This window comes from Salibacterium aidingense DSM 18341 (genome assembly GCF_000429685.1).
GTDB classification, from domain to species: domain Bacteria; phylum Bacillota; class Bacilli; order Bacillales; family Marinococcaceae; genus Salibacterium; species Salibacterium aidingense.
Genome location: NZ_AUCI01000019.1, coordinates 54,859 through 66,154, shown reverse-complemented (window position 1 = coordinate 66,154; position 11,296 = coordinate 54,859). Strand labels below are relative to the sequence as shown.

At 43.3% G+C, this 11,296-nt stretch carries 15 protein-coding genes; 7 read left to right on the top strand and 8 right to left on the bottom strand.

From position 1 onward, the window contains the following. Nucleotides 1-42: 42 nt before the first annotated feature. Nucleotides 43-345 (bottom strand): transposase, encoded by a 303-nt coding sequence (locus G475_RS0116800; RefSeq protein WP_026702267.1) that lies wholly within the window; start codon nucleotides 343-345, stop codon nucleotides 43-45. Nucleotides 346-418: 73 nt separating this feature from the next. Here G475_RS0116800 and G475_RS25440 point away from each other — a divergent pair, with 73 nt between their 5' ends. Then, a complete protein-coding gene (locus tag G475_RS25440) occupies nucleotides 419-1,744 on the top strand; it encodes a type I restriction enzyme endonuclease domain-containing protein (RefSeq protein ID WP_407636214.1) in 1,326 nt (441 codons plus the stop codon). A 51-nt stretch (nucleotides 1,745-1,795) separates the two neighbouring features. Here G475_RS25440 and G475_RS0116790 read toward each other — a convergent pair whose 3' ends face one another. The 3 genes from G475_RS0116790 to G475_RS27340 form a co-directional block, all read right to left on the bottom strand. After that, the gene (locus G475_RS0116790) at nucleotides 1,796-2,524 is read right to left on the bottom strand and encodes a M48 family metallopeptidase (protein WP_026702266.1); all 729 of its coding nucleotides are present in this window, start codon (nucleotides 2,522-2,524) and stop codon (nucleotides 1,796-1,798) included. Between the two features lie 182 nt (nucleotides 2,525-2,706). Next, nucleotides 2,707-3,006 carry a hypothetical protein gene (locus G475_RS0116785; protein WP_026702265.1) on the bottom strand — a complete coding sequence of 100 codons (300 nt, stop codon included), beginning with the start codon at nucleotides 3,004-3,006 and terminating at the stop codon, nucleotides 2,707-2,709. 374 nt (nucleotides 3,007-3,380) lie between these two features. Beyond that, complete coding sequence (locus G475_RS27340; protein WP_156911766.1) at nucleotides 3,381-3,527, bottom strand: SOS response-associated peptidase family protein; 147 nt, start codon at nucleotides 3,525-3,527, stop codon at nucleotides 3,381-3,383. Nucleotides 3,528-4,044: 517 nt separating this feature from the next. Here G475_RS27340 and G475_RS28095 point away from each other — a divergent pair. Next, nucleotides 4,045-4,500: an alcohol dehydrogenase catalytic domain-containing protein gene (locus G475_RS28095; protein WP_407636211.1), complete on the top strand. Its 456-nt coding sequence runs from the start codon at nucleotides 4,045-4,047 to the stop codon at nucleotides 4,498-4,500. A gap of 5 nt (nucleotides 4,501-4,505) precedes the next feature. Further along, the gene (locus tag G475_RS28090) at nucleotides 4,506-4,925 is read left to right on the top strand and encodes a zinc-binding dehydrogenase (protein WP_407636210.1); all 420 of its coding nucleotides are present in this window, start codon (nucleotides 4,506-4,508) and stop codon (nucleotides 4,923-4,925) included. Between the two features lie 137 nt (nucleotides 4,926-5,062). On the opposite strand, the gene G475_RS28085 is transcribed toward G475_RS28090, so the two are convergent. After that, nucleotides 5,063-5,272, bottom strand: coding sequence for a hypothetical protein (locus tag G475_RS28085; protein WP_407636213.1), 210 nt, complete (start codon nucleotides 5,270-5,272; stop codon nucleotides 5,063-5,065). A 60-nt stretch (nucleotides 5,273-5,332) separates the two neighbouring features. Next, nucleotides 5,333-6,211, bottom strand: coding sequence for a DMT family transporter (locus G475_RS0116765; RefSeq protein WP_026702264.1), 879 nt, complete (start codon nucleotides 6,209-6,211; stop codon nucleotides 5,333-5,335). A 73-nt stretch (nucleotides 6,212-6,284) separates the two neighbouring features. Here G475_RS0116765 and G475_RS0116760 point away from each other — a divergent pair, with 73 nt between their 5' ends. Both G475_RS0116760 and G475_RS0116755 read left to right on the top strand, forming a co-directional pair. Beyond that, the gene (locus tag G475_RS0116760; protein WP_233275803.1) at nucleotides 6,285-7,163 is read left to right on the top strand and encodes a LysR family transcriptional regulator; all 879 of its coding nucleotides are present in this window, start codon (nucleotides 6,285-6,287) and stop codon (nucleotides 7,161-7,163) included. Between the two features lie 43 nt (nucleotides 7,164-7,206). Continuing rightward, nucleotides 7,207-8,037, top strand: coding sequence for a dihydrodipicolinate synthase family protein (locus tag G475_RS0116755; RefSeq protein ID WP_026702262.1), 831 nt, complete (start codon nucleotides 7,207-7,209; stop codon nucleotides 8,035-8,037). A gap of 126 nt (nucleotides 8,038-8,163) precedes the next feature. Here G475_RS0116755 and G475_RS0116750 read toward each other — a convergent pair whose 3' ends face one another. Together G475_RS0116750 and G475_RS0116745 are read right to left on the bottom strand one after the other, a co-directional pair. Next, nucleotides 8,164-9,006, bottom strand: a complete 843-nt coding sequence (locus G475_RS0116750) for an Rpn family recombination-promoting nuclease/putative transposase (RefSeq protein ID WP_026702261.1) — start codon at nucleotides 9,004-9,006, stop codon at nucleotides 8,164-8,166. 169 nt (nucleotides 9,007-9,175) lie between these two features. Further along, nucleotides 9,176-9,493 carry a hypothetical protein gene (locus tag G475_RS0116745; protein WP_026702260.1) on the bottom strand — a complete coding sequence of 106 codons (318 nt, stop codon included), beginning with the start codon at nucleotides 9,491-9,493 and terminating at the stop codon, nucleotides 9,176-9,178. 286 nt (nucleotides 9,494-9,779) lie between these two features. On the opposite strand from G475_RS0116745, the gene G475_RS0116740 reads away from it, so the two are divergent. Together G475_RS0116740 and G475_RS0116735 are read left to right on the top strand one after the other, a co-directional pair. Next, nucleotides 9,780-10,175, top strand: a complete 396-nt coding sequence (locus G475_RS0116740) for a GntR family transcriptional regulator (RefSeq protein WP_026702259.1) — start codon at nucleotides 9,780-9,782, stop codon at nucleotides 10,173-10,175. Beyond that, the gene (locus tag G475_RS0116735) at nucleotides 10,172-11,284 is read left to right on the top strand and encodes a DUF1648 domain-containing protein (protein WP_051302632.1); all 1,113 of its coding nucleotides are present in this window, start codon (nucleotides 10,172-10,174) and stop codon (nucleotides 11,282-11,284) included. The genes G475_RS0116740 and G475_RS0116735 overlap by 4 nt, the downstream gene beginning before the upstream one ends. The last annotated feature ends 12 nt before the right edge of the window (nucleotides 11,285-11,296 follow it).

Sequence of the window (11,296 nt, the reverse complement as noted above, 5' to 3'; positions counted from 1 at the left end):
TCACCGAAAACTCGGAGCGGTGGTTTTCGATGAAACTAAACCTTACGGATTTGGGTTGCTGAAGATGTGCACCGTCTTTTTTAAAATCGCCAATTCTTCTTCTTTATCCGCCAGTTCCTTTTCTTTGGCTTTCAACTGGCGTTCCAGGTCTTTGACGTGTTGGTGGTCGACAACCGGTTCGTCGTCAAATTCGCGGTATTGCTTCATCCATTCATACAACGCGCTTCGAGGAATCTGTAAGTCCTCGGCAATGTCGGTGATGTTTTTCTGTTGTTTGTGCTGCTGGACATAACGGACCGTGTCCTTTTTAAAAGCTTCGCTATACTGTTGACGCTGTTCACCCATGGGGGAACCCTCCTTGTTGGTTTTATCATGCCATGTCCATTAAGAAGGTGTCCACTTTTTATTCTAAATTTAGATTGTCTCTATCTCGCGTGAAGCGGCTGTTGAATATAAGAAGCTGCTGGATGAACTCAGTGATTATGAATCAGCTGTCATTATTTCAAGCGGTCATAACGACGTGGATGAAATGAAGCAGTACAGCCTGTCGCGTACAGAGGAAAAGGAGCTTATCCACCGTTTCAAAAAGCCGCTGGATGAAGATCCTCTGGCTTTCTTAATCGTATGTGATAAACTGTTAACCGGCTTTGATGCCCCTATTGAGCAGGTCATGTATTTGGATAAGCCGTTAAAAGAACATAATCTGCTGCAGGCCATTGCCAGAACAAACCGGACATATGATAAGAAGACCCACGGTTTGATTGTCGATTATTACGGCGTGTCGCAATTTTTGGAAGAGGCTTTGGGGATTTTTCACGAAGAAGATATCAGAGGCGCGATGCAGCACGTAGACGAAGAAATGCCAAAATTAGAAACACGTCACCGGCAGGCTATGCGGTTCTTTGACTATATCAGTAGGGAAAACCTTGAAGTTTGTTTGCAAGTGCTTGAACCGGAAGATGTCCGGAATAAATTCGACACGGCGTTCAAGAAGTTCTCGGAAAGCATGGACATGATTATGCCGAGTCCGAAAGCAAAGCCCTATGTGGAGGATGTAAAATGGCTGGGAAAGATTCATAAGCTTGCGAAATCCCGTTATCATGTGGATGACGGAACAATGGACATTTCAGACTGCGGCGGGAAGGTCCGTGAATTAATCGAGGAGTACGTGTATGCTTCCACGCCGGAAGTCTTATTTGAGCCCGTGAACATCTTGACGAACAAGTTTGAAGAGAAGCTGGATGAACTGAAAGAACCTGAAGCAAAAGCCGCTGAAATGGAACATGCCATTAAGAATGAAATCCGCGTAAAGTTGGACGAAAACCCTGTGAAGTACACATCGTTAAAAGAGCGTTTGGAAGAGTTGATCGAACAGCGCAGAGTGCGCCAGTTAACAATCGAAGAACTGCTGGAAGAATACCGGAAGATGCGTGAAGAAATGATTAATATGGAACAGGAAAGTCAATCTTACGGCCTGGAAGAAGCAAGACAGCTCCCTTTCTATCAACTGTTGGAGCAGCACCTGCCGGATGATTTTGAGCAGGAAAGCCTTAAAGACGTAACAGAAATCATGACAGAAATCATCCAAGATCATGCTGTGATTGATTGGACGGAAAAGGATGACGTGAAACGCGAGATGCGCAAAAAGCTTAAGAAACAGCTCAGAGCCGGTTCTATTCCAAACAGCCAGGTCGAAAATGTGGCAAGGCAGCTGATGGAACTTGGGGAAATCCATTATAAATAATTCAAGCGGCATATCCTCAAGATGAGAGGGTATGCCGCTGTTTTCATCGCTTCAGCCAATGTTATGAAGTTCAACACCATGAACTCGTAACCATTCTTTGGAGGTTTCATAAGCAGGCAGGATCGATTTAACAAGATGCCAGAACTTTTTACTGTGCTCAGGTACAATCAAGTGAGCCAGTTCATGAACGATAACATAATCGACAACATGGATCGGCGCCATCACAATACGCCAATTTAAATAAATATCACCCTTTGGTGTACACGATCCCCATCTTTTAAATTGCGTTCTTAATTGAAGAGATTGAGGTTCCACACCCAACAATGTCTCGTAATAGTGCGCCCTCTCAAGCACTTTTTTATGTCCATACTGTCGATACCACTCTATTAATTTATGTTCCAGCTCCTGTTGAATACGGTCCTGGGTCCACCCCTGTGGAACTACCGCAGTGAAGCGCCCTTGTTTTAACTGGATAGAGGCGTACTGCACAGGTTCTTTCCATACTTTCAGCCGGTAATGGCGCCCCAGGTACGGAAGTTTTTCACCGCTGACGAACTCCTTTGGTTCAATGGAGGTATTTACTTCATTCAGTTCATCAAGTTTTTGAGTGATCCAGGGTGCTTTCTGCAGGAGTATCTGGTCCAGTTTATTTTGATCGATATCATCAGGAGTATAAACAACGACACCGTTTACGAGATCTACATTGATCTTAATATCTTTTCGATTTTGAACGTAATGACAATAATGAATGTCTGTTTTTCCGTAATTAATTGTTGGCATGTCTTTCACGTCCTTTTTCACTCACCGTGAAAACAAAAGCTACTGAGAAGCACAGGTTATCGAGAACTGAACGACACATACGATCATTCGAGGAACTCTAAAAGATCCCTCTGTTCAAAATCGTAACTCAGCCCATCTTTTCCACAAAATTGAAGATGCACTGCATCCCGGTTGGTATTAAATCAGAATGATGTTTCACGCTTATTATTATTCTTTTGGTTCAAGGGGAGCTGCAGCAGACGTTTCAGTCCGTCTTCATCAAAATCTCCCGGTTTGACATTGATCACAATGAGAAAATGAGGAGTTATCTGATCAGGGTCATCTTTTATATCAACCATCATCCACCGTGAGGTAGAAAGGTTTTTAATATATATAGAATACCCTAGGGCTCGTTTAAAGTCTAAATTTATATTAGGATACTGCGAGGCCAGACTTTTCATAAATGCTGTATTCACTTTTTTCGGTATACTCCTTATTTCCATGTTGCCCTCCTTTTGCTATGAAGAATATGGACGAACGGTATTTGCCTCTTATTCTTTCATTTACAGATGAATAATAAGGTTTTCCTTCTTGTTTCTCTAATGATTGAATGGCTTTCACCGCCGATACCAGATGCTTGTCGTGCGGGGGAGAAGTAAACAAAAGGTATTGAGCAGCATAACGATCCGAATAAAACGATACCGAATGCATGCCGGCAATAATGGAGTTACAAACAATTGTTCTTATACTTTCATTTTACTATATTCAATTATTCTGTGTTATTTATTACCGGCTGATCCCATCGCGTTCTAATCCTACAGGTGAATGCGGTACGGCTGCTTCTTTCCATCTTCTTTGGTCTACTTGGAAAAGCTGTCTAACGGCCGTCTGAAATAACAGCTGCAATATCCTGCCCGGGGGCAATATTGTAAGCAGGGTGGTAATCCTGAATTGTCGTCGTATCGATATGAAATCGCCGCTCGATTTCCTGGAGAGGTAACGTTAATGTAAAACGACCATACATGTTTTGAAAACTACTTTCTTAGAGATATTTTTCTTTAAGTTGGTTTACTCTCTTTTTCATTCTATCGGAGATTTCTTATGTGTACACTTAATTGAATATTTTTATTTGATCGATTGTACTTTCCAAGAATAAGAGCAACTAATTTCTTGAAGCTCTTCTTCTTCCTGCTAATTGTAATATATAATAGAGATAATACTTAAAGGTGGAAACAGTGAAATAATATACTTGTTATCTATTAACAGCTTGCAAAGATTTAAGGAGATGAGCTTATGACGAAATGGTGGATGATTCGGGCTGGTGATAATAATGAATTGCTGCCTGTTTGGGAAACCTTTTCGTAGAGGAAATGTTAGAAGGGACTCACATTGAGTATATCAGGAGACTGCACCTACCCTGATGTGTCAGTCCGCACGGTATCTTTTTTAAGATACTGTGCATCTTAAAGAGTCAGGGGAGTCAGGGGGAAATTCCCGCTGTTTTCCGTCTTTTATTTCATTGCTGAAAAAGGAGGATATCCATGAAAGCTGTACAAGTAACAGGTTACGGTGATGTAGACAAATTAGAGTGTGTAGAACGAAAAGCGCCGCAACCGAAAAGGGATGAAGTCCTTATTAAAGTGAAGGCCTGTGGGATCAATAATACGGAAATCTGGATGCGGGAAGGAGCTTATGGATCCGGAGGTCAGTCAGGGTGGCGGCCGGAAGGTGTGCAGTTCCCCCGCATCCCCGGTTCAGACATCACCGGTTGTATTGAGAAAATAGGAGATGAAGTGGATGAAAGCCTGATAGAAAAGATGTCGTCCTTTTTCCATTCACATCAAGCGGCAGGGAAGGATCTGAGCATATCTCAGAGGATATGTCTTTTATCGGATCGGAATACGATGGAGGATATGCAGAGTATGTCGTTTGGCCGACTGACCTATGTTATGAGATGCCTCTATCCGATCCGGTCGAAAGTGCTGCGTTTTCTGTAAGCGGCATGACGGCCTGGCACATGGTGGAACAAATCCAGGCAAAACCAGAAGAAACGATTGTCGTGACCGGTGCCAATGGCGGCGTAGGTTCTCTGAATGTCCACATTGCTGCCAATGTATTCGGGGCTGAAGTGATCGCGGTTGTCGGAGATCTGGATCTGGAGGATAAAATGAAAGAATTAGGAGCTGCTCACGTCCTCTCGTATAAGTCCAACCAGCTTGCTGAACAGATCCTCGAAGTAAACGGCGTGCCTGTTGATTCCGTCCTGGATGTCGTCGGTGATGCCTTGTTTACCACTTCGTTGCAAGTACTCAAAAAGGGAGGGGAATTTTGTACTTCTGGTTCAGCAGGCGGCCAAAAGACAGAGCTTGATTTCAGAACCCTTTACTTAAAGCACATCTCATTGATCGCACGTATCCACTAGAAGAAGCTCGAGACGCTCAAACCTATTTTAAACATGCAGGGAAATCGGGAAGATCGTCCTTATCCCGTAAAACGTATTTCACCATGTTTTAGACCTTCCCCCATGTATTATTGTTTTGAAGTACGTTTTTCTATGGTTTATTCATTTATATTATTTTGAACTATAGGGGCTGGCGCTTTTGAAACGTTCTCTTCCTTATCACCAAGGCCATTAATAAATGACATGATACCGATTACAGCGAAGATGATGAAAAGGAGAACTAGAATGATAACAGTGTAAAGTGTCGTTTTCATAGTTTTTGACATAATAATACCCCGAATCTTATAAGTTTTCCAACTTTTTACCACGGTTATTATTGTAATGGGAGAATTAAAACCGGTGCCTGTCACGCCCCGGTTTTTGTCGAATTAGTTTTTTGGCATCCGGCTGATAAGGAGAGATATTAGGATGATGCCGAGGCCTAGCATAACGTAGATCGATAGGTTTTCATTCAGCACAACGGCGCCGAGCAGGACGCCGACGGGTGGGATGAAGTAGTTGGAGAAGGAGGCGAAGACGGCTCCTTCGGCGTGAACGAGGAGGTTGTAAAACCAGTACACCATGCCGGTCTGCACGCTTCCTATGATAACGAGATCCCTGATGGCGCCGGCGGACAGCGCCGTGAAATCGGGGTTTTCCATAAGAAACATCAGCGGGATCAGGATGCCCGCGGCTATGTACAGCACGTTCCGCATGGCGGTGACGGCGGAGGCGGCGGGCAGGTACTGCAGGAGCACAAGCGCTGCTGCGTAGCAGACCGCGGCCCCGACAAGGGCGGATATACCGGCGATGCCGCTTGTCCCTGCCTCAGCGCTGAGCGACGGCAGGAAGACAAAGACAATGCCGGTAAATCCGAGAAGGACACCGCTGATCTGGGAGAAGCTCCATTTTTTCCGGGAGATGATGCGGACAAGCAGGATCGTCCAGATCGGCGTGGTGCCGATGATGATGGATGCAATACTGCTCGTCACCCGCACCTGTCCCCAGGCGACAAGGAAAAACGGCAGAACGGCTTCGAATAATGCAATGGAGACGTATAACAGCCATGGTGTACGCTGCGGCTGATTTTCTTTTTTCCGGGATGGGATTTTCATGAAGGCGGCGATCACGGTTAATGTGACCGCTCCGATCGTCGTCCGGGCGGCGCTTAACGTGAGAGGGGTGACGTCATTCAGCACACGTTCGGCAAAGAAGAACTGTGTCCCCCACATGACGCTGATGACCATTAAAAATACATATTTCCACATCGATGTCTCCCTTTCCTTATTCATTCATCCGTATCTCCATTATAATAAGAATAGATTAGCCGGAGAAATGTCTATGGTTGATAGCTCCATCACTTTTATTGATAACATGGATATTGAAAATATGGAGGCGTTCGTGAAGACGGCGGAACGGGGAAGTATATCGGAGGCTGCTGCGGAGCTGAACCATCTTCAGTCCAATATGACATCGAAAATAAAGAAGATCGAGACGTATTACGACGAGGTACTGTTCCACCGCCATGCCCGGGGTGTGACGCTGACGGAAGCGGGAGAGCGGTTGTATGAACAGTTCAGGAAGGTGCTGCTGCTGTGGGAGGAGACGGAAGAGAAAATGGGAAGAAGCGGGGAGAAACTCCGGATCGGCACGATGCCATCGATTGGAGGAGCAGTATTCTCGGGGGCCCTGGAGACGCTGTACAGCTCGTATCCGGATCTCTCGGTCACCTTTCGGACCGGTTCGACGGAATATTTGGAGGAAGAAGTGGCGAGGGGGCATCTAGATCTGGCGTATACGATCGGCGCCGGGCATCATAAAAACGTTCACTATCAAAGAGCGGGCTTGGAGGAAATGGTGATCATCGGTAAAGATATTACCCCGGAGACCGACTTTTATGAGTATATCGACGGCAGGGATGTCATCACGTTATCCCGGCAGTGCCTGTATTTTTCCGCTCTGGATCAGATTTACACCAATTACGGACTGAAACAGGGAGAAATTATGGAAGTGAGCGATTTCGAAACCCTCGTCCAATTTTCAACGATCGGCATGGGCCTCGCGATTGTATCCAAACATGTAGCGGACCGCTTTCACATTTCCGATTACCTGACAATTCCGTCATCTTATCGTTTTATTGACTTGTATCTTATCTGCAGGCGGCATCATGTGTTTTCCGATGTGGAAAAGCAGCTGATGGCACGAAGTGAGTTGGCCTGAACATGCCATAATAATACAGATGAACAGAAAAGGGGATAACAACATGCTGACAGAACAAGTCCATATTGCTGTGCCTACCGCTTTTTTTAAAAATGAATCCTTACATGTTCAAGGGACCATCAGCCATATCAGAGATTTGTATAACCAGGGAATCAGATCCGTTCTTGTTTCTGGAACGACCGGCGAACAGCATAGTTTAAACCTTCGGGAGAAAATGGAACTAATAGACGGGTTGGAACAGGAAGAAGAACTCCTGCATCAGATGGAAATCATTTTTGGGGTGGCTTCCATCAGACAGAAAGAGGCAGAGGAATTAGCCAAAAAGATCCGTGATACAAAATTATCAGGTATGATGCTGGGGTATCCGCCTTATGTTATACCGACACAGGAAGAAGCGCTCGTGTATACCAAGAGACTCATACATCTTAGTAATAAACCAACCATTTTATATAACAACCCGAAAAGAACCGGATTTGATTTGTCGGAAGAAAGTATTATTCAATTAAGTAAGATAGGATTAGTGATCGGCTTAAAGGAAGCCGGCCATATGGAAAAAGTGAAACACATAAGAAAAGGTATCAATAGAAACGATTTTCATTTTTATGCCGGGGGAGAGGTGGACCTGGCGGAGAAAATCACCCATGGCTTTGACCGTCTTTCTTCCATTGCAGGCAATGTTTATCCCGTGGAAATCAGTCAATGGTTCCAAAAATTATACCTGAATCAAGTCCTGACGGAACAAGAAAGAGAATCCATAGAAGATATGATGGAAGACGTTTATCAAGGAAACGCGATTGTGAATCTGAAAAAAATCTTGAACCAAAAAGGGACCCCAATCGGAATTTGCAGAAGTCCAATAGGAAACACTCAATAAGAGGAACTACCATGATCATTTTTCCGTGCCATCAAAGCAGCTTCGTTTTCTTTCTACGTATTTGACATAGGTGGGGAAATAAAAAATGGATGAAATCCTTTTTATCAGGGATTTCATCCATCTTTGTTAGGATAGGGGATTTAATTGCAGCACTTCCTCGGTGGAGAGGCCGGTTACTTCAGAAATTGTCTCGATGTCTATGCCTTTTTTCAGCATTTCTTCAGCAATTTCCGTTTTTGCCTTTTCCATGCCCTTTTTTTCGTAAGATACGATAAACTCTCTCACCTTTTCGCCTTCTCTTCCATCCATACGTTTCACCTCTTCCCGCAATTTCTTTTCTTCCGACGAAGTAAGAGTTGGATAAGTCTCGAAAAAAAAACCGGTTAATAGGTTGGATCTTGCAGGATCTATCTTCATGTGAGCCATCATACGCAGAAATTCTTTTTTTACTTGTACTTTCTCCTTTTCATTATATCCCATTTTCGAAAGCAATGCAGCGGCTAAAGGGTTGTCGGAGCGGATAAAGTTCCGCCAGTTTTGCTGTTTTAACTGGATGATTAGGAATTGAAAATGAAGAACGTCGTGAAAAGGAAATGCTATGGAGAAATGGTCCGGTTCTTTGCGATACTGGTCATAAGTGAAAAGCGCTATCGGAAGGATGTTGCAGCGGTATTTTTCGTATAATCGCCCATAGTAGAGGAACATGCGCTCATTGAAATCAGGTTGGGGATAGCTCTGCGGTTCTGTGTGGATGATGATGAGCGTTTCTTCATCTTTCAGACTCGTTTTTGCCAGAATATCCACTCTGTACTTTTCTCCCTGAGTCACATCACTGAAGACTTCTTCCGCTAAAAACTGAAGGTTGGAAAAGTCAACGGCTTCGTGTACTTCCGGGAAAAATAATTGGATGAATTCTTCGAAATAGGTGGTTAACACTTCTTTAAATAACCGATCGTGATCGACAGTCATAACACCCTCCTTTTATAAGAACGTTTGTTCCTTTATAGAATACCTGTTCCTGTTATAAAAAGCAAGATGATTTCTTTTTAGTGACTTTCACGTCCCGGTTAATGACACGTTTAGGTCTAGATCTTGGAAATTGCGGACTCTTCTCCAAACAAGTTCTTGAAGACAGTTGTTATGAATGTTTTTCTTCCTTTTTGCTGTAAATTTCATAAGCAAAATATCCAAATAATAATCCTATTCCGGCTCCCAAAGCAATTATAGATAGCAAAGAGATTCGGGAAAACATGCTAAAGAGTAAAGCAGCAATACAACCAGCCATCATTCCAAACGGTATTAAACTATCTAATAAATGTTGGGCGCTTTTTGATTTTTTCTTATCCAGAGTGCCTTTATTATATTTATGTTTCATTTTTAAAACTACAAATAAAACAATTCCACCTACTAGTACAACAGGCAGTAAAATACCTGCCATTTCTAAAGCCAGCCCCATATTAAAAACCTCCTTCCTGCAGTATTCCTTCATATCAGCCGAACCTCATATATTCATGCGGACCATCATACGCAGAAATTCTGTTTTCACTTGTACATTCTGCTTTTCATTATACACCATTTTCGAAAGCAATGGAGTGGCTATAGAGTTGTCCGAGCGGATAAAGTGGAAATGGTTTGGTTCTTTGCGCTGCTGCTCTTTAATAAAATAAAATCATTGACTCTTTTTACTATCTGTTATATTATAAATATAACAGATAGAACGAATAGAAAGTAGGTTATCTACATTGCTCATTTCACTTGATTTTGAATCAAAGGATGCGATTTATTCGCAAATTATACAGCAAATCATTATCGGCATTGCTAAAAGAGAGCTGCGCCCGAACGATCCACTGCCGTCTGTTCGCTCCTTAGCGTCAGACATTGGTATTAACCTTCATACAGTGAATAAAGCCTATCAGCACCTGAAACAGGAAGGGTACATTCTGATTCATCGGCAAAAGGGTGTGGTTATTCATCCGGAGGGTGTGCCAAAAGCAGATAGTGAATATAAGGAAACGCTGAAACAGACGCTGCGCCCGATTGTAGCGGAAGGGCTTTGTAAAGATCTGTCTTATGAATCCATTGCCGCTTTATATCAAGAAGTATTGGATGAATTTCGAGAAGGGGAGGATGAAAAATGACAATCCATACACTCATTGCTGTTTTATCAATAGTCTCATTGCCGGTTGCGCTTATCTTAGCATGTATTCCGTATTTAACACGCAGGACGGAAAGTTTTGGCGTGTCCATTCCTGAGAAGGTTTATCATACGGAACCCCTGAAACTAATCAGAAAGCGGTATGTCCGTGCTATACTTCTTCTTACTGTTATTTTAATAGGAGGTTTCCTTTGGGCTGGTTTGATGATGACGGCCAATGAAGAAACCTTAAGTATGGTGTTTGCCGCCTTCATGTTGTTTTTAATCGCTCTTTCCTTTGGCGTCTATTTGAAATTTCATAACGAAATGAAGCGGATAAAAAAAGAATCAAATTGGGCACAAGATAAGACACAGAAGGTTGTCGTGCGCACAGATTTTCATGCACGTAAGCTTACCTACTCTAACCTTTGGTATGGTATTCCTTTTGCCATTGCGATTTTAACCACGTTGCTTACCGCGCTGTTTTATGACCGGCTGCCGAATGTCCTGCCCATGAAAATAAATTTTGCGGGAGAAGTAACCAATGCTGTTGAGAAAAGCTATCGTACGGCGTTTTTCCTGCCGATCATGCAGTCGTATCTTATCCTGCTTTTTATCTTTATCAATACGGTGATTGCGAAGTCCAAGCAGCAGCTGAATGCAGGGGCTCCTGAGAAGTCCTTTCAACAACTCACATTGTTTCGGAGAAGGTGGTCTCTCTTTCTCCTCTTCACTTCAATCCTATTAACGATCATGTTTTCATTAATGCAATGGAGCTATTTCTATCCGACAAATCAACATATGGTTCCCATTGTGAGCTTACTATGCAGCGGAATTATTATAATTGCGGCGCTTGTCTTATCATTTTCGACAGGTCAGGGTGGAAGCCGGATTCAAATCGAGGGAGAAGAGCAAGGAGAATCTGTGGATCGAGAGGAGGACATCCATTGGAAGCTCGGTCAAATTTACTTTAATCCAAATGACCCGGCGCTATTTTTGGAAAAACGTTTTGGTGTTGGCTGGACGATAAATTTGGCGAGGCCGACAGCATGGCTTTTATTAATTGGAATTATTGCGACAGCAGCGGGTATTCCAACCCTCCTAATGTTGTAAGCCTTTGATCAT

Bases quoted from the DNA above. Each gene is read 5' to 3' on its own strand.
- G475_RS0116760 (WP_233275803.1), top strand. From the start codon at position 6,285: ATGGTTGATAGCTCCATCACTTTTATTGATAACATGGATATTGAAAAT.
- G475_RS0116800 (WP_026702267.1), bottom strand. From the start codon at position 345: ATGGGTGAACAGCGTCAACAGTATAGCGAAGCTTTTAAAAAGGACACG.
- G475_RS0116755 (WP_026702262.1), top strand. From the start codon at position 7,207: ATGCTGACAGAACAAGTCCATATTGCTGTGCCTACCGCTTTTTTTAAA.
- G475_RS0116750 (WP_026702261.1), bottom strand. From the start codon at position 9,006: ATGACTGTCGATCACGATCGGTTATTTAAAGAAGTGTTAACCACCTAT.
- G475_RS0116765 (WP_026702264.1), bottom strand. From the start codon at position 6,211: ATGTGGAAATATGTATTTTTAATGGTCATCAGCGTCATGTGGGGGACA.
- G475_RS28090 (WP_407636210.1), top strand. From the start codon at position 4,506: ATGACGGCCTGGCACATGGTGGAACAAATCCAGGCAAAACCAGAAGAA.
- G475_RS0116745 (WP_026702260.1), bottom strand. From the start codon at position 9,493: ATGGGGCTGGCTTTAGAAATGGCAGGTATTTTACTGCCTGTTGTACTA.
- G475_RS0116790 (WP_026702266.1), bottom strand. From the start codon at position 2,524: ATGCCAACAATTAATTACGGAAAAACAGACATTCATTATTGTCATTAC.
- G475_RS0116735 (WP_051302632.1), top strand. From the start codon at position 10,172: ATGACAATCCATACACTCATTGCTGTTTTATCAATAGTCTCATTGCCG.
- G475_RS27340 (WP_156911766.1), bottom strand. From the start codon at position 3,527: ATGTATGGTCGTTTTACATTAACGTTACCTCTCCAGGAAATCGAGCGG.
- G475_RS0116785 (WP_026702265.1), bottom strand. From the start codon at position 3,006: ATGGAAATAAGGAGTATACCGAAAAAAGTGAATACAGCATTTATGAAA.
- G475_RS28095 (WP_407636211.1), top strand. From the start codon at position 4,045: ATGAAAGCTGTACAAGTAACAGGTTACGGTGATGTAGACAAATTAGAG.